The following is a 15,459-nucleotide window of genomic DNA, read 5'->3' as shown; positions in this document are numbered from 1 at the left end:
CCGTCCGCAGTACGCGGACGGGGACGGACACGCCTGGTCGACTCGATGCGCGAGACGACTATATCCGTCGTGAACAGCGGTCACAAAGGCGGATATAGTGGAATCTCTAGCTCATCACTATGGAAAGCGATACGGTCAGGCGTCATGACCGACGAGACACCGGACACCCTGCTGCCCGTCACGGAGCGCACCCGCCACCGCCGCCTGCGCGAGCAGGGCAGCCGCAGCCGGGCGGACCTCGACGCCATCCTGAGCGACGGGTTCGTCTGCCACCTCGGCGTCGTCGTCGACTCCGCCCCGATGGTCGTGCCGACCGTGTACGGGACGGACGGGAACACGGTCTACTTCCACGGCTCGGTGGCCGGCAGGAGCCTGCTCGCCGCACCGCAGACGACGGTGTGCCTCACGGTGACACACGTCGACGGCCTGGTCCTGGCGCGCTCGGTGTTCGAGCACGGGCTCAACTACCGCAGCGCGATGATCTACGGCGTACCGCGCGCCGTGACCGATCACGAGGAGAAGCTCTACGGCCTGCGATGCCTCACCGAGCACATCGCCGCGGGCCAGTGGGGCTACGCACGCCTGCCCAGCCGCAAGGAGCTCGCGGCCACCGCACTGCTCGCGCTCCCGCTCGACGAGGCGTCCGTCAAGGTGCGCACCGGCCCGCCGGACGACGGCGACGGCCCCGACGCCGGACTGGGCCTGTGGGCGGGGGTCCTCCCCCTGCATACGGGATGGGGCAAGCCCGAACCGGACCCCGCACTGGACGAGCCCGTCCCCGTACCGCCCCATATCGCCCGCCTCGCCCGGCGTCGCCCGCACCCCGGGCAGCAGTTGTAACGCGCCTTTCCTCTCCCGTTATCCGCACAAGGGGTGGACGATCGGCTACCCGTCGGTAAGGTACGGCCCGACCACATGCGCGGCCGTGCCGGAGAAAAACGCCGCGCTTTGACTGACCTAACGTCAGGAGGGGGCCGCAGTGAGCGAGATCAGCCGACGCAGGCTCATCACGGGGATGTCCGCGACCGCCGCGGGGGCGGCACTGTCACTGGCCGGCGGGCGGTTCGCGTCCGCGGCCGCGCGCGACCGCGCGATCGCCGTCACCGCCGCGCGTGCGGTGCGGACCGAGGGGACCACGCTGGAGCAGGTCGCCACGGCGACCGGCACCGGCGCGTACAAGCGTCTCGCCGCCGGACCCGGCTGGCCGCTCGTCGTGCGCAGTGACCTGGCGGGCGCGCGGACAGGGCGTGACGACCGGCGCACCGGCCTCGCCTGCTTCGTCCAGTTCACCGACATGCACCTGGTCGACTCCGAGTCCCCGGTGCGGTTCGAGTACCTGGCCCGCTACCTCGACAGCGCCCACCGGCCGCACGAGACGCTGACGGTGCGCGGCGCCGCGTCGCTGGTCGAACGGGTCAACTCCCTGCCGGGAGGCCCGTACACGGGACGCCCGTTCTCCATGGTGGTCAACACGGGCGACATCGCCGACAACCACGAGCACATCGAACTCGACTGGTATCTGACGGTGATGAGCGGCGGCACGGTGACGCCGAACAGCGGCGATCCGACGCGCTACGAGGGCGTGCAGAACTCCGGGGACGCCGCCTACTGGAACCCCGAGACCTCCTTCCAGGACGCCTACAAGGCGAAGGGCTTCCCCGAGGTGCCCGGCTTCCTCACCGATGCCGGACGCCCGTTCACCGCTCCCGGCCTGCGTGTTCCGTGGTACAGCACCATCGGCAACCACGACGACAGCATCGAGGGCACGCTCCCCGATCTCGGCCTACTGGGCTCGCTCTACACCGGCGACCGCAAGGTGGAGGGGTGCGACGACGCGGACGCGGCGAAGCTCGCCGACGCCCTGCGCCACGACCCGGCGGCCGCGGCGGTGCTGCTCACCGAACTGCTGGCGGGCGGCGGGGTGGTGCGCCAGGTCACGCCCGACCCACGGCGGCAGCCGTTCACGCCCACCGAGTTCGCGCAGGCCCACCTCGACCCCGCGTACACCGGTGCCGGGCCGACGGGCCACGGTTTCACCTCCGATGCGGTGAGCAGCGGACGGCTCTACTACACCTTCCCCATCTCGGACGGGGTGCTGGGCGTCAGCCTGGACACGACCAACCGGGCGGGCTGGGCGGACGGTTCGATCGGTACGGCGCAGCTGGACTGGCTGGAGAACGTCCTGCAGTCGCACAGCAGCCACTGGTACGACACCGACGGGCACGTGGTGCGCGGCGGCCACGGCAACCAGCTGATCGTGCTCTTCAGCCACCACACCAGCGGCACCATGGGCAATCTGCTGCCCGACCCGTACCACCCGTTCGAGCAACGGCACGACGGCAACACCCTCGTCACGCTGTTGCAGCGCTACCCGAACGTCGTCGCCTGGGTGAACGGTCACACCCACACCAACCAGATCATCGCGCATGCGCACGCGGTGCCCGAGCGCGCATTCTGGGAGGTCAACACCGCCTCGCACGTCGACTATCCGCAGCACGCCCGGATCATCGAGATCACCGACAACGGCGACGGCACGCTGTCGCTGTTCACCACGCTCATCGAGTCGGCAGCCCAGTACACCACCGACTTCCACGACACCTCGGACGCCGGACTCGCCTCCCTTTACCGCGAGCTGTCGTACAACGACCCGTACGCCACCCCGGCACAGAAGACCGGTACCGCGGCCGACCACAACACGGAACTGCTGCTGGCCAGGCCGGGCAGCTGACAGCTGACAGCTGACAGCTGCCGATCCGTGACATGGGCTGAGTATCCGTACTCATGCCCTGAACGGGCACAAGGGCTGACACTCCGTCGCATGACGAATCCCATCCGGCACCACACGACGGCGGCCTACTTCGCGCAGGCCGCGATCTCCTTCGGTCTTGCCCTCTTCGCCGTGGCGGTCGGCATCGCCTACCTGCCGGTCACTGCGTGGGTGCGTGCGTTCCTGGCACTGGGGATGCTCTATCTCGTCACCTCCGCGTTCACCCTCGCCAAGTGCGTGCGGGACCGGCAGGAGGAGGGGCAGGTCATCAGCCGGGTCGACCAGGCGCGGCTGGAGAAGATGCTCGCAGAGCACGACCCGTTCAAGGCCGACGAGATCTAGCCGGCGGCTCCGCTCGGGGCCGTGGCCGGGGGACGCCAGTGCGCGGGGCGTGTGAGCGCCCGCCGCAGCTTGGTCCTGGCGTCCCCCTTGGCTGCATCGAGCTGGGGCTGGGTGAGGAAGAGGGCCCCGGTCAGGTCGGCGCCGCTCAGGTCGGCGTTCCTGAGGTCCGCCCCGGTCAGGTCGGCGGCCCTCAGGTCGGCGTCGGTGAGATCGGCGGCTATCAGGCAGGCCCCGCGGAGGTTGGCACCCCGCAGATTCGCGCCCTTGAGCCTCGCCCCGACGAGGTCGGCGCCCCGGTGGTTCCTCTTCCGGCCCGTGACGCCGGCGCGGGCCAGTTCGCTAGCGCGCAGCAGCAGGGCGTTGACGTCGTTCCGGAGCGCCGCGACGTCCAGCTCGGCGAGGGACTCCGCGCTGCCGCGGGTGAGGCGCTCGACCTCTTCCAGCGCGCGGCGAAGATCACCGCGGACCGGCCGGGCCGACGGCAGCGCCAGCGCTTCGGTCACGTACCAGAGCAGCTCGTGGAGCTGCCGCATGACGGGGAACACCTCGAACATCCGCCGCGCGGTGTGCGGCGCCTGCCGCCAGTTCTGCCCGCCGAAGGTGACCTGGGAGACCTTCTGCCCGGCGCCGAAGCAGTCGAAGACCGTGCAGCCGGCGAAGCCCCGCTCGCGCAGGCCGGCATGGATTCCGCAGCGGAAGTCGGCCTGCAGGTTGGCACACGGCGTCCCTGCGTCCTTGTCGACGGCGAAGTCGGCCGAGGCGGCGAAGGGCAGTGCGACACAGCACAGCCCGAAGCAGCCGGCACAGTCGGCCTGCAGGCCGAGACGTTCCCGGTCGGCGGAGGGGGCTTCCCGCTCGGTCGCCACGTGCGTGATCTCCTGTGTGAGTGAAGCGTGCGTGACGTGAGTGAGGCCCATTCTCCGCGACGTATCACCAGGCGTAAACGCGGGTCATGATCTTGGGCGATGCGGTGCGGTCCGGCCCCGGATGCACCACCATCACGGGCAGACCGTTCGGGTCGCGCCCCTCGACGATCGTGCGGCCGTCGCTGACGTTGGTCGCGATGTGGGCGGACCGGTCCTTCAGGAAGCGTTCGCACCGACGCAGATCGTCGGCGTCGTGGGCGGCCCACACCGCGTACTGGATGCCGATACCCCCCATCGGGTGCTCGCCGTGCGGGCCGATCGCACGCAGGACGATCATCGGCTGCCCCTCACCCGCGAGCATCAAGGCGGTGCTCTCCCGGGTGGTGATCTCCAGCCCGAGCAGCCCGCAGTAGAACCGGGCCGACTCGTCGAGATCCTGAACGAAGATCACGACGGATGCGAGTTCAGGCCCTGGATCCGTCGGCTCAGACGTCATCGGGCCACTCCCTTTTTCATCCGTTACCCCTCTTCTCGCCGCTTCCCACGGTATCGACATCGGCTGCAGGGGCGCGCGCTCGAACGCGCCATGTCCGTGACGGCTCGCGGAGGCAGGGTCAGATGATCTTCCAGCGCACCAGGGCACCGAGCACCAGAGCCCCGGGGATCAGCGGCAGCCACACCGTGATGATCCGGTAGCCGAGCACGACCGATGTGGCGACGGCGACCGGGGCGCCGACCGTGACGAGCGCGAGGACGAGCGACGCGTCGACCGAACCGAGGCCACCGGGTGCCGGTACGGCGGCGGCCAGGATGCTTGCGCCGAGATAGGCGATGGCGATGAAGGCAGGGGGCAGGGAGAGGCCGAGGGCCGCCGCGACGGCGACAAGACCGGCGGACTGCAGCGCGGGGAAGGCGAAGGAGCCTGTCCACAGCGCCACCGCCCGGGCAGGCATGGTGTGCAGGGTACGGACATCGGCGAGCGCGGTGGTCAGGAAGGACCGTACGGTCCGCCGCAGCGGTCGCACGGCGACCGTCGCGAGGACCACCGCACAGACCGCCCCGGCGGCCACCCATGCGAGCGAAAGGCCGGACTGATGCAGCACGTGCGACGCCGGCCCCCGCAGCGCCTCGGGGAAGGCCGCAAGCAGCACGGCCAGCAGGACGACGCGCCCGGTGGCCTCCATGGTCAGGTAGAGCCCGAGCGCGGCGGAGGACCGGTCGAGCGAGAGCCCGCAGCGCCGGAGAAACCGCAAATTGACCGCGGTCGCCCCGACCCCCACCGGAAGGACGGCGTTGGCGGTGAACGCCGCGAGCTGCGTTGCGACCAGGCGCCCGGCAGGCAGGCGCTCGACGACCGCCCCCTGACGTGCACAGGACACAGCGACCCAGCCGAGCGACGTGACGACGGCCGCCGCCAGCAGCCACCAGCAGTTGGCCGAGAGAAGCTCACTTCCGCCCGCGGCGATGATCGACCCGTGCTGCGCCGCCCAGACTCCGACCACCACGACCGGGACCATGCAGGCGATCTGACGCAGCGGCAACCGGCGCAGACAGACACCGCGGGGTATGGCCATGGTCGCAGGTCGCCCCTTCCTCGTGTCCACGTGCCCTCATGTCCTCGTCGCACCCCTACGCCCATGCTCCCCGGTGTGGGCGACGTCCCGGCGTCGTGCGGGCGGCCGGCAATTAATGTGAGCCTGACGCTTGATCTCCGGTCTCCGGCTGATCTCCCACGAGCGCACCCCAGGAGAAACCGTGCCCCGCTCACAAGCCCGCGTCGTCACCGACCGGCCCCACCGCTACGCCAAGCAGCTCGCATCCCACTTGGGACGACGCATCCAGACCGAGTGGTCCGAGGAGACCGGCGCCGGCCGCCTGGACTTCCCGTTCGGCACGGGAACGATGACCGCCGAGCCCGGTGCACTCCTGCTGACGGTGGAAGGGGACGCCGCCCGCCTCGAACGCCTGGAGGACGTCGTCGGCCGCCACCTCGTGCGCTTCGGCACCAAGGACGAGCTGCTGGTGGAGTGGCACCGCGACAACGGTGAGCCCGGCCTGATCCAGCGCAACGACGCCGACGCGTGAAAGACGCGGCTGCTCGGCCCGTTTCTTATGGTCATCGGGATCAACCGCGCCGGCACCCACCCGCGGCAGATCTCCGGCGTGCGGAAATTCCCGGAGGCTTGTCAGCACCCTTGGTTACAGCGAGTCAGGTCCAGGAGCGAAGGGGATCGTTACTTCCACTGCGGATGGAGTGATCCCCCTCCCTCCGGAGATCGACTTTCCCGCCCATCCGGTGTGCAGCCAACCCCTCGCGCACAGCCTTTGCGGAGTGCTCATGCAGAGTGCTCACACGGCATTCGAGTCCACATGCGCTCGTGATCGTTCCGGCTGGACTCTTCGTGGACTCCCAAGATCCACAACAGCGTTCGGCCCGGCCTCCCGTGTGCGGGGGCCGGGCCTCCTACCTGCTGACTGTCCCTTTTGTGGGCACAGACGGATTCGAACCGCCGACATCTGCCTTGTAAGGGCAGCGCTCTACCGCTGAGCTATGCGCCCTCGCGCCATGGCGGCGCGGGAGAGGACAGATTACCCCCACCATGCCCTGCGCCGACAAATTCACACCCGCCTACCACGCCGCGGCAGGTGGGAAGATGGGCGCGACGACGTAGCCGACGGCAGCGCGCTGCGCGGGCCCGGAGCGGGGAGGAAATGTGACGACGGCGCGTCCGTGGCGGCGGCGAGGGCAGCATCGCGGGCAGGATCATCGTGCCGCCGCCCAGGCCGCCAAGGACGCCGCCGCCCAGGCCTTCTACGAGCTCGACACCGCACAGCGCGAGGTGCGGATCTCCGTCGAGACGATCACCGCGGTCGACGCCTCACCCGCAGGGCGCAGGGCGGGTGCGGACCTCCAGCGGCTGGAGCGGCGGATCGACGAGGTCAGCGCCGCCTACATCGCGGCCGTCGACGAGCAGGATCTGGACTCCGTCGACCTCGATCTGACCGCCGCCACGCACGCCCGCAATCGGTTCACGCTGGCCCGGGACGAGATCCTCCGGGTCTCGGCCGAGCTCGACCGGTTCGCGCGGAGCATCGCAGGGGTGCTGGCGCGGGCGGAGACGGAGCTGGCGCGGCTGGCGCCGGCCGTCGAGCGGGCCCGCGCGTCGCTGCGGGAGGCGGCGGCGGCAGTGGACGCGGTGCGCACGGCCGGATTCGCGGCGGACGGACACGCGGCCCGGCTCGCGGCGCTCGGACCCGAGCTGCCCCGGCCGGGCCAGGGCGCAGTCGCGCACGGCGTACCGGAGACGATCCGCCGCGCCGATGACGTACGCCGCGCGGCGGAGGAGATCCGTGCCGAGACGGAGCGGCTGCCGCAGCAGGCCGCCGAGATCGACAAGCGGTTGGTGTCGTTGCGTACCCGTGCCGAGGCGCTGGCCACCCGCGCCGAGCAGGTGGGGCCGGTCCTCAGCGAGCTGCGCCGCCGGTTCTCCGCCCGCTGCTGGCAGGACCTGCAGGAGGTTCCCGACCGGGCCGTCGACGCCGCCGAGCGCGCCGGGCACCGGCTGGGTGCGGCACGCGCGGCGCGTGACGCGGAGCGCTGGCAGGAGGCCTCGGCGGGGCTGGCCGAGGTCCGGGAGCTGCTCGCCGAGGCGGAGGCGGACGTCGCCGCCGCCGGTGACCGGCTGCGCGGGCTGGATGAGGTGAGCCGGGATCCGCAGGCCGAGATCGAAAAGACGCGCTTCGCACTGCGTGACGCCCAGCGGCTGGCCATGCAGGACCGGTCCACCCCCGATCCCCGGCACGCCCGCCCGCTCGACGAGGCCGCGGCACGGCTCGATCGCGCGGTCGGCGCCCTGACCGGCAGGCACCCCGACTACTGGGCGTTCCTCACCGAGACGGAAGCGATCCGCACCACGGCCGACGATGTAGTCCAGACCATTCGAGGGGAACGGGCCTCCCACTGGCCGTAACGCGGCCGAGGACGGATCCTGGAGCAGGAACCTGGGAACAGAAACGGGAACAGGAAACAGGTAACCGTCTCTCCGGTCCGAAGGAGGTCGGCTAACCGTCTCTCCGGTCCGAAGGAGGTCGGCCCACATGCCATTCGGCCGCCTGAAAGAAGCCAGGGTGAAGTTCGACGAGCACCTCCCCGTCGACCACCGGCTCAGCAGCGTCTACCGCGTCGGCGCCGGTCTGATGGGACTGGTGTTGCTGGCCTTCGGCATCCTGGGGCTCCTCAACAAGGTGGGGTTCTTCTCCACCCACGGCCACAACGTCGCCGGGCTCAGCTCCAACGGCGCGCTCAGCGTGCTCTCCATCGTCGTCGGCATTCTGCTCTTCGCGGGCATGGTGATCGGCGGCAACTTCGCCTCGTCGCTGAACATGGTGTTCGGCGTGCTGTTCGTCCTGAGCGGCTTCATCAACCTCGCCATTTTGGACAGCAGCGCCAACTACCTGGCGTTCCGCATCCCCAACGTTTTGTTCAGCTTCGTCTTCGGCCTGGTGCTGATGACCTTCGGGATGTACGGGCGCGTGCACAGCCATCTGCCGCCCGACAATCCGTACTGGCGCCGGCGCCACCCCGACCATGCCTCGTCCGGGCAGGAAAAGGGTGACGCGGGCGCCGGGGGCGGCGACCGCCGCAGGACGCCGCCGACGGTCAGTCCGCCAGCCGTCGGGCCAGGGTGAGCCCGTCCGCCACGGTGAGCAGCACCGCCTCGACGCGGGCGTCGGCACTGACGAGGTCGTTGAACGCACGGATGGCTGCGGCCCCGCCGCCCGCCGACGGGTCGGTCACCTGGCCGTGGAAGAGGGTGTTGTCGACCACGATCAGCCCGCCGGGCCGCGTACGGCGTACCAACTCCTCCCAGTACGCCGTGTAGTTGCCCTTGTCGGCGTCGAGGAACGACATGTCGATCCACGGGTCGTCGTCGGGCAGCGCGCGCAAGGTGTCCAGCGCGGGCGCGATGCGCAGGTCGATGCGGTCGGCGACGCCCGCCTTGGTCCATGCCTCGCGGCCGATAGCGGTCCACTCCTCGGAGACGTCGCACGCGATCAGCGTGCCGCCCTCGGGGAGCGCCTGGGCCATGGAGAGCGTCGAGAAGCCGGTGAAGGTACCGACCTCGACTATGCGGCGGGCGCCGGTCAGCCGCACGAGGAAGGCGAGCAGCGGCCCGTGTTCCTCGGCGGTCTGCAGCCCGGCGGCGTCGGGGAAGCGGCTGTGCGTGACCTCGACCAGCTCGCGCTGGACCGGGTCGAGCGGCGGATTGTGCTCCAGGACGTAGGCGTAGAGCTCATCGGTGAGCGGCGGGTTCTTGGTCTGGGGCACCGTTGCCTCCTGCGGCTGGTGGCGGCTTAGTGTGGCGGCCATGCCGATGACGAGCCTGATCGACGATGTGATCGCCATGGTGCCCAGCATGCCAGGGCGGCGGGCGCTGCTGGGACTCGCCGGGGCACCGGCCGCAGGCAAATCGACGCTCGCCAGGCGGCTCACGCTCGCGGTCGACGACCGGCTGGGGACGGGCACCGCCGCATATGTGCCGATGGACGGGTTCCATCTCTCCAATGCGCAGTTGGACCGCCTCGGGCGGCGCGGCCGCAAGGGGGCACCCGATACGTTCGATGTCGACGGATATGTGCATCTGTTGCGTCGGTTGCGTGCAGCGCACGAACGTCCGGTCTACGCGCCCGACTTCGACCGGAGGCTGGACGAACCGGTCGCCGCCGGCCTGGTCGTCCCGCCGGGCGCCCGGCTGGTGGTGACCGAGGGCAACTATCTCGCCGACGACGCGGCGGGCTGGTGTGCAATACGTGATCTGCTGGACGCGCTGTGGTATGTAGACGCGCCGCGGGAGGTACGGGAGGAGCGGTTGCTGCATCGGCATGTGCGGGGCGGGCGGACCGAGGCGGAGGCGCTGGCGTTCATCGAGGCGAGCGAGCGGCCGAATGCCCAGCGCGTGGAACGGTCCCGCTGCGGCTGCTCCCGGGTGGTGAGCCTGCTGCGCTCCTCAGGCTGACGGGGTCCTGACCCGCTCCAGCATGCGGCGCAGGATCTCCTCGCCCGCGGCGACCCCGACTGTGTCGAGCGCGGTGACGTGCGGTGCATCCCATCCGGCCTCGGCCAGTTCGCCGTGGCCCGGCCGCCAGCCCTTGTCGGCGGCGAGGAGCAGTTCCGCGTCGAGCAGGGAGTCGCCCGCCGCAAGGACTCGCGCGGCACCGGTGCGTCGCGCCACCTCGGCGAGTGCGGCGCTCTTGGTGAGCGGTTTCGGCACGGCGTAGATCCTGCGGCCCTGGCGTGAGACCGTCCAGCCGCGGGCGTCCGCCCACTCCTCGAGCTCCTTGACCCAGCCGTCAGGCAGCAGTGCGGCATCGACCACGAGATACGCGTACAGGTCCTCGGCGACCCGGGCCTTGTGCAGCCAGGCGGTATCGGCGGCCTGCACGAGATGGTCGAGCACTTCGGCGAGCGGGGCGCAGGAATCGGCGAGGCCGGCGCGCACGTGGTGGTGCCACTCCCGGTCGGTCCTGCCGCCGACGAGTATGTGGCCCCCGTTGGCGCATATCGCGTACCGCGGCTGCGGGCCCGGCAGGTGGACGCGGCGGTACTCCTCGCGGGTGCGCGTGGTGACGGGCACGAATTCGGCCTCGGCGGCGATCTCTTCGAGCAGCCGCGCGGCCCGCTCGGTGGCGTAGCTGAGCGGTCTGCCGCCGCGCACCTCAACACAGGTCAGGCGCGGCGCCTGGTCGTCCGGCATGGCGAGGGCGAGGGCGGCGGAGGAGTAGATGAGGGTGCGGTCGAGGTCGCTCGCCACCAGCGTGGGGACGCCGGCGACGCTGCCGCGGCTCTCGCCGCTCATCCGGCGCTCACCACCCTTCACTCCTCCTTCGCACAAAGATCGCCCGAACCTCATCGTACGCACGCCGATGTGAAGGTCACGTAACCCCTGCATGGCCGAGGGCGACAATGGGAAGGCAGGATGGCTGATATGACGCACGCGATGGTGAAGGGCGCGAACCTCCCCGTGGAGGCGGAGTCGGTACGCGCTGTGCTCAGCTGGAGCCCGGGAACGGGCGTGCCCGACGTGGACGTTTCGGCGCTGCTGCTCACGGCGGACGGACGGGTGCGCTCGGACGACGACTTCGTCTTCTACAATCAGCCTCGCCACCCTTCAGGCCTGGTCGTGCACCGCCCCAAGCGCCGCGACGGACGCACGCTCACCGACAGCGTCGAGGTCGGGCTGGCGGCGCTCGAACCATCGGTGGACCGGGTGGTGATCGCCGCCTCGACCGACGGCGGTCCTTTCGGGCGCGTGCCGGACCTGAAGCTGCTGTTGCACGACGCCTCACCGGCCGGCCAGGACTCAGAGCCCGTCGCGATGTTCGTGATCACGCCGGACACGGGCGCGGTGACGGCATTGATCTGCGGGGAGCTGTACCGCAGGGGCGACGGCTGGCGGTTCCGGGCCGTGGGCCAGGGGTACGCGAGCGGACTCGCCGGGCTCGCCACGGAGTTCGGGATCACGGTCGACGACGCGGGCGAGCCCCCGGCGGTGCCGCAGACGGCGGCAGCCGATGCGCACCGTGCCGGTCCGCCGCCCGCTGCGGCGGCCGCCCAGCCGGGCGGTTACGGCTATCCGCCGCATCCGGCGTACGGCTACGCTCAGCAGGCATGGCCGCAGCCCGCTTCGGTGCCTCCGGCGCCGACGCAGCCGGCGTTCACCCTGCCTCCGCAGGGACCGCAGTTCCTGCGGAGGCGGTGACCCGCGGCCCTCATACCTTCGACTTGTAGCCGCGGCCCCACTGCAGACCCCAGCCGTAGAGCCGATCGAGCTCGGACTGGAAGCCGTAGACGTACCGCACTTCGCGGCGCACCGTCAGCTCGCCCTTGCGGTTCTCCATCAGCACGACGGCGCAGGAACGGGCCTGCGGGGCACGCTCGGTGAGGGGGATTTCGATGCGCGGGCCACTGCTGGGAAAGAGGGTCACGACGCCGTGGGTGCGGTCGAAGGCCGGCGTGCCGTCATAGATGTAGACGAAGACCAGCAGCCGCCGGAACTGGTCCTTGTGGTCGAGGTTGATGTAGATGGTCTCGCCGGACGGCGAGCCGAAGCGGTCGTCACCGCTGAGCTGGATGTACGGCGGGTCGTTGAAACTGCCGAGGAAGTTGCCGAGCGGTTGCACCACGCCCTTGGTGCCGTCGGCGAGTTCGTACATGCAGGCGAGATCAAGGTCGACGTTGACCATGGCGGGGCCCTGCGCCTGGACGAGCTCGGGGTTGAACAGGTTGAACTGGCGCCGCAGCATGTCACGGACGCGGCCGCTCTCACTGGTGCGTCCGCCGACGCCACCTATGTCGGAGGTGCGCATCTGCCAGGTGAGGTTGACCCGCAGGTTTCCGTTCGCGGAGCCCTGCTGGTTGAGCGACACCATCGGGCGCCGCTTGGTGAGCGTGATGGTGTGCGAGGTGCCCATCATGTCGAACTGGGACACCCCGCTGCCGCGGAACAGGTCCCACATTGCAGCCTCCCCCCTGCTGGGACTCGTCCGGCTCAGACTCCGGACGGAATCTCTGCCTCGTTCTCCACCTGCTCGCATCCTTCCCCGAGCCGGCGGTTGCGTATCACCGACGACCAGAACGCCGCGAGGATCAGGACGACGCCGACGAGGCCGGTGATGAGCTCGTTGATCTCGTACTTGATGGTGGCGAGCAGGATGAGCGCGAGGGCGCCGATGGCGTAGTGCGCACCGTGCTCCAGGTAGACGTAGTCGTCCAGGGTGCCCTTGCGGACGAGGAAGACGGTGAGCGAGCGGATGTACACCGCGCCGATGCCGAGGCCGAGCGCCATCATGAAGATCTGGTTGGTGATGGCGAAGGCGCCGATGACGCCGTCGAAGGAGAAGGAGGCGTCGATGACCTCCAGGTAGAGGAACAGGAACAGCGCTGCCTTGCCTGCGAGGCCGATCGCCGAGGCCTCGCCGCGCCGGCCTGCAGCTCCCTCGGCCGCCTCGGCCGCCTGGGCCGCCTCCGCTCCCTCGGCTTCCGCAGCAGCCTCCTGCGCTTCTTCCGACTCCTCCAAAGTGCCCTCGAAGTAGCCGGAGACACCGCCCACGACGAGATACGTGATCAGTCCGGCGACTCCGGCGAGCAGCACGGTCGTCGTCTTGTGCACGAAGGTCCCGACCGTCGTGGCGGCCACGACGAGGGCGACGAGAGCGACGACCACAGACAGGGTTTCGAGCTTGCCGAGTCTGGCGAGCGGGCGTTCGAGCCAGCCCAGCCAGGCGATGTCGCGGTCCTCCAGGACGAAGTCGAGGAAGATCATCAGCAGGAAGACCCCGCCGAACGCAGCGATCGCCGGATGAGCCGCGATGACCAGGCTCTGGTACCGGTCCGGGTCGTGCACCGCCACGTTCACCGCTTCGACCGGGCCGATCTTTGCGGTGACGGCGACGATGGCGAGCGGGAAGACCAGACGCATGCCGAAGACGGCGATCAGCACGCCGACGGTGAGGAAGACCTTCTGCCAGAAGGCGTTCAGTCTGCGCAGGATGCCGGCGTTGATGACCGCGTTGTCGAAGGAGAGCGAGATCTCAAGGACGGACAGGATCGCGACGACGGCAAGGCCCTGCCACCCCCACAGGAGGCCTGCCAAGGCCAGCCCGGCCACGGTGACGGTCATCGGCCAGCCGAAGGTCTTGACGAGCACAGGCGATCCAATCCTCGCAGCTCCAACGCGCGGCAGCCGCACGTTCCTTACGAAACATTGACTCCAAAGTCCAGAGCGATGCCACGCAGGCCCGAGGCGTACCCCTGCCCCACCGCTCGGAACTTCCACTCGCCGCCGTAGCGGTAGAGCTCACCGAATATCATCGCCGTCTCGGTCGAGGCGTCCTCGGACAGGTGGTAGCGCGCCAGTTCGCTGTTGTCCGCCTGGTTGACCACGCGGATGTAGGCGTTGCGCACCTGGCCGAAGGTCTGCGAGCGGCTGTCCGCCTCGTAGATGGAGACGGGGAAGACGATTTTGTCGACACGTTCGGGAACCCTGGTCAGGTCGACCAGGATCGTCTCGTCGTCCCCGCCGGTACCGCCGACGAGCTCGTCACCGGTGTGCTCAACGGCGCCCTCGGGGCTCTTGAGGTTGTTGTAGAAAACGAAGTACTCGTTGCCGAGCACCCGTCCGCCCGCGCACAGCAGTGCGCTGGCGTCCAGGTCGAAATCGGCGCCCGTCGTGATCCGGGCCTCCCAACCGAGGCCGATCATGACGTGCGTCAGGTTCGGCGCGGCCTTGCTGAGCGAGACGTTGCCGCCCTTGGCGAGCGTGACACCCACGACTTGTTCCTTCCCCCGTCGTTCAGACGTGCACCCCGTAGTCCTGCGCGATCCCGCGCAGGCCGGAGGCGTAACCCTGCCCGATGGCGCGGAACTTCCACTCCGCGCCGTTGCGGTACAGCTCGCCGAAGACCATGGCGGTCTCCGTCGAGGCGTCCTCGGACAGGTCGTAACGCGCCAGTTCGCTGTTGTCCGCCTGGTTGACCACGCGGATGTACGCGTTACGGACCTGGCCGAAGGTCTGCGAGCGGCTGTCCGCCTCGTAGATGGACACCGGAAAGACGATCTTCGCCACCTCGGCGGCCACGGACCCGAGGTCGACATTGATGACTTCGTCGTCGCCCTCGCCGTCACCGGTGAGGTTGTCACCGGTGTGCTCGACGGAGCCGTCCGGACTCTTGAGGTTGTTGTAGAAGACGAAGTACTGGTCGCTGAGGACCTTGCCGTCGGCCGTGGTGAGCAGCGCGCTCGCGTCGAGGTCGAAGTCGCTGCCGGTGGTGGTGCGCGCGTCCCAGCCGAGGCCGACGCGGACCGACGTCAGGTTCGGCGCGGCCTTGCTGAGCGAGACGTTGCCGCCCTTGCTGAGGCTGACTCCCATGAGGTCCTCCCAGTCATTCCGAGGGGACCGCCAGGTCCAGCGCCCCCGCCGTTCCGATCAACGAGCCGATCCTAGTGAGGGGTTCCCCTCCGTCACAGCTGCCCGAGCGCCTTGACGTACTCGTTCAGGTCACGGGCGTCGGACAGGGCGTTGACGACCGTCCAGCGCACCACGCCCTCCTTGTCGATGACGAAGGTGCCACGCACCGCGCAGCCCTTCTCCTCGTCGAAGACGCCGTAGGCGCGGCTGGTCTCGCCGTGCGGCCAGAAGTCGGACAGCAGGGGGTACTCGAGCCCCTCCTGGTCGGCAAAGACGCGCAGGGTGAAGGGGGAGTCGTTGGAGACGGCGAGCAGCTGCACGTCGTCGTTGACGAACTTGGGCAGCTCGTCGCGGAGCGCGCACAACTCACCGGTGCACACACCGGTGAAGGCGAACGGGTAGAAGAGCAGGACGACGTTCTTCTCTCCGCGGAAGTCCGAGAGCCGAACCAGCTCGCCGTGCTGGTTCTTCAGCTCGAAATCCGGGGCCTTGGAGCCGGCCTCGATCGCCATGGGGG

The 15,459-nt window shown here is 69.7% G+C and carries 18 protein-coding genes and 1 tRNA gene; 8 read left to right on the top strand and 11 right to left on the bottom strand.

The features are described from left to right. The first annotated feature begins 144 nt into the window (after positions 1-144). The 3 genes from NGB36_RS16305 (at position 145) to NGB36_RS16295 (ending at position 3,109) form a co-directional block, all read left to right on the top strand. A complete protein-coding gene (locus NGB36_RS16305; RefSeq protein ID WP_255921012.1) occupies positions 145-840 on the top strand; it encodes a pyridoxamine 5'-phosphate oxidase family protein in 696 nt (231 codons plus the stop codon). A gap of 175 nt (positions 841-1,015) precedes the next feature. Continuing rightward, positions 1,016-2,728, top strand: coding sequence for a TIGR03767 family metallophosphoesterase (locus tag NGB36_RS16300; protein ID WP_269470244.1), 1,713 nt, complete (start codon positions 1,016-1,018; stop codon positions 2,726-2,728). Positions 2,729-2,818: 90 nt separating this feature from the next. Further along, positions 2,819-3,109, top strand: coding sequence for a YiaA/YiaB family inner membrane protein (locus tag NGB36_RS16295; protein WP_255921010.1), 291 nt, complete (start codon positions 2,819-2,821; stop codon positions 3,107-3,109). On the opposite strand, the gene NGB36_RS16290 is transcribed toward NGB36_RS16295, so the two are convergent. The 3 genes from NGB36_RS16290 to NGB36_RS16280 form a co-directional block, all read right to left on the bottom strand. Further along, positions 3,106-3,975, bottom strand: coding sequence for a pentapeptide repeat-containing protein (locus NGB36_RS16290; protein ID WP_255921009.1), 870 nt, complete (start codon positions 3,973-3,975; stop codon positions 3,106-3,108). The genes NGB36_RS16295 and NGB36_RS16290 overlap by 4 nt on opposite strands. A 64-nt stretch (positions 3,976-4,039) precedes the next feature. Further along, positions 4,040-4,471 (bottom strand): VOC family protein, encoded by a 432-nt coding sequence (locus NGB36_RS16285; RefSeq protein ID WP_255921008.1) that lies wholly within the window; start codon positions 4,469-4,471, stop codon positions 4,040-4,042. A 118-nt stretch (positions 4,472-4,589) separates the two neighbouring features. Beyond that, complete coding sequence (locus NGB36_RS16280) at positions 4,590-5,549, bottom strand: lysylphosphatidylglycerol synthase transmembrane domain-containing protein (protein ID WP_255921007.1); 960 nt, start codon at positions 5,547-5,549, stop codon at positions 4,590-4,592. Positions 5,550-5,730: 181 nt separating this feature from the next. Here NGB36_RS16280 and NGB36_RS16275 point away from each other — a divergent pair, with 181 nt between their 5' ends. After that, positions 5,731-6,060, top strand: coding sequence for a DUF2218 domain-containing protein (locus NGB36_RS16275; protein ID WP_255921006.1), 330 nt, complete (start codon positions 5,731-5,733; stop codon positions 6,058-6,060). A gap of 402 nt (positions 6,061-6,462) precedes the next feature. On the opposite strand, the gene NGB36_RS16270 is transcribed toward NGB36_RS16275, so the two are convergent. Then, positions 6,463-6,534, bottom strand: a tRNA-Val gene (locus tag NGB36_RS16270). Between the two features lie 155 nt (positions 6,535-6,689). On the opposite strand from NGB36_RS16270, the gene NGB36_RS16265 reads away from it, so the two are divergent. Together NGB36_RS16265 and NGB36_RS16260 are read left to right on the top strand one after the other, a co-directional pair. Further along, positions 6,690-7,946 carry a hypothetical protein gene (locus NGB36_RS16265; protein ID WP_255921005.1) on the top strand — a complete coding sequence of 419 codons (1,257 nt, stop codon included), beginning with the start codon at positions 6,690-6,692 and terminating at the stop codon, positions 7,944-7,946. A gap of 127 nt (positions 7,947-8,073) precedes the next feature. Then, complete coding sequence (locus NGB36_RS16260) at positions 8,074-8,664, top strand: DUF4383 domain-containing protein (protein WP_255921004.1); 591 nt, start codon at positions 8,074-8,076, stop codon at positions 8,662-8,664. Here the strand turns inward: NGB36_RS16260 and NGB36_RS16255 are convergent. After that, on the bottom strand, positions 8,636-9,346 hold the full coding sequence (locus NGB36_RS16255) for an O-methyltransferase (protein WP_269470242.1): 711 nt from the start codon (positions 9,344-9,346) through the stop codon (positions 8,636-8,638). The two genes, NGB36_RS16260 and NGB36_RS16255, sit on opposite strands and share 29 nt — an antisense overlap. Between NGB36_RS16255 and NGB36_RS16250 the strand changes: the two genes are divergently transcribed. Beyond that, positions 9,345-9,992 (top strand): nucleoside/nucleotide kinase family protein, encoded by a 648-nt coding sequence (locus tag NGB36_RS16250; RefSeq protein WP_255921003.1) that lies wholly within the window; start codon positions 9,345-9,347, stop codon positions 9,990-9,992. The two genes, NGB36_RS16255 and NGB36_RS16250, sit on opposite strands and share 2 nt — an antisense overlap. Here the strand turns inward: NGB36_RS16250 and NGB36_RS16245 are convergent. Beyond that, positions 9,984-10,832, bottom strand: coding sequence for an HAD family hydrolase (locus NGB36_RS16245; protein WP_255921002.1), 849 nt, complete (start codon positions 10,830-10,832; stop codon positions 9,984-9,986). The two genes, NGB36_RS16250 and NGB36_RS16245, sit on opposite strands and share 9 nt — an antisense overlap. Before the next feature lie 129 nt (positions 10,833-10,961). Here NGB36_RS16245 and NGB36_RS16240 point away from each other — a divergent pair, with 129 nt between their 5' ends. Further along, positions 10,962-11,735 (top strand): TerD family protein, encoded by a 774-nt coding sequence (locus tag NGB36_RS16240; RefSeq protein WP_505016742.1) that lies wholly within the window; start codon positions 10,962-10,964, stop codon positions 11,733-11,735. Between the two features lie 10 nt (positions 11,736-11,745). On the opposite strand, the gene NGB36_RS16235 is transcribed toward NGB36_RS16240, so the two are convergent. The 5 genes from NGB36_RS16235 to NGB36_RS16215 all read right to left on the bottom strand — a co-directional run bounded on the left by NGB36_RS16235 (position 11,746) and on the right by NGB36_RS16215 (position 15,454). Continuing rightward, a complete protein-coding gene (locus NGB36_RS16235; RefSeq protein ID WP_255921000.1) occupies positions 11,746-12,492 on the bottom strand; it encodes a TerD family protein in 747 nt (248 codons plus the stop codon). A 32-nt stretch (positions 12,493-12,524) separates the two neighbouring features. Further along, positions 12,525-13,682: a DUF475 domain-containing protein gene (locus NGB36_RS16230; protein WP_255920999.1), complete on the bottom strand. Its 1,158-nt coding sequence runs from the start codon at positions 13,680-13,682 to the stop codon at positions 12,525-12,527. Between the two features lie 47 nt (positions 13,683-13,729). Next, positions 13,730-14,305 (bottom strand): TerD family protein, encoded by a 576-nt coding sequence (locus NGB36_RS16225; protein WP_255920998.1) that lies wholly within the window; start codon positions 14,303-14,305, stop codon positions 13,730-13,732. A gap of 22 nt (positions 14,306-14,327) precedes the next feature. Further along, on the bottom strand, positions 14,328-14,903 hold the full coding sequence (locus NGB36_RS16220; RefSeq protein ID WP_255920997.1) for a TerD family protein: 576 nt from the start codon (positions 14,901-14,903) through the stop codon (positions 14,328-14,330). A 92-nt stretch (positions 14,904-14,995) separates the two neighbouring features. Beyond that, complete coding sequence (locus NGB36_RS16215) at positions 14,996-15,454, bottom strand: peroxiredoxin (protein ID WP_255920996.1); 459 nt, start codon at positions 15,452-15,454, stop codon at positions 14,996-14,998. Positions 15,455-15,459: the final 5 nt, after the last annotated feature.

This window comes from Streptomyces humicola (genome assembly GCF_024436035.1).
Taxonomy (GTDB): domain Bacteria; phylum Actinomycetota; class Actinomycetes; order Streptomycetales; family Streptomycetaceae; genus Streptantibioticus_B; species Streptantibioticus_B humicola.
The sequence above is the reverse complement of the archived record's forward strand: the minus strand, read 5'-3'. Positions and strand labels throughout refer to the sequence as shown.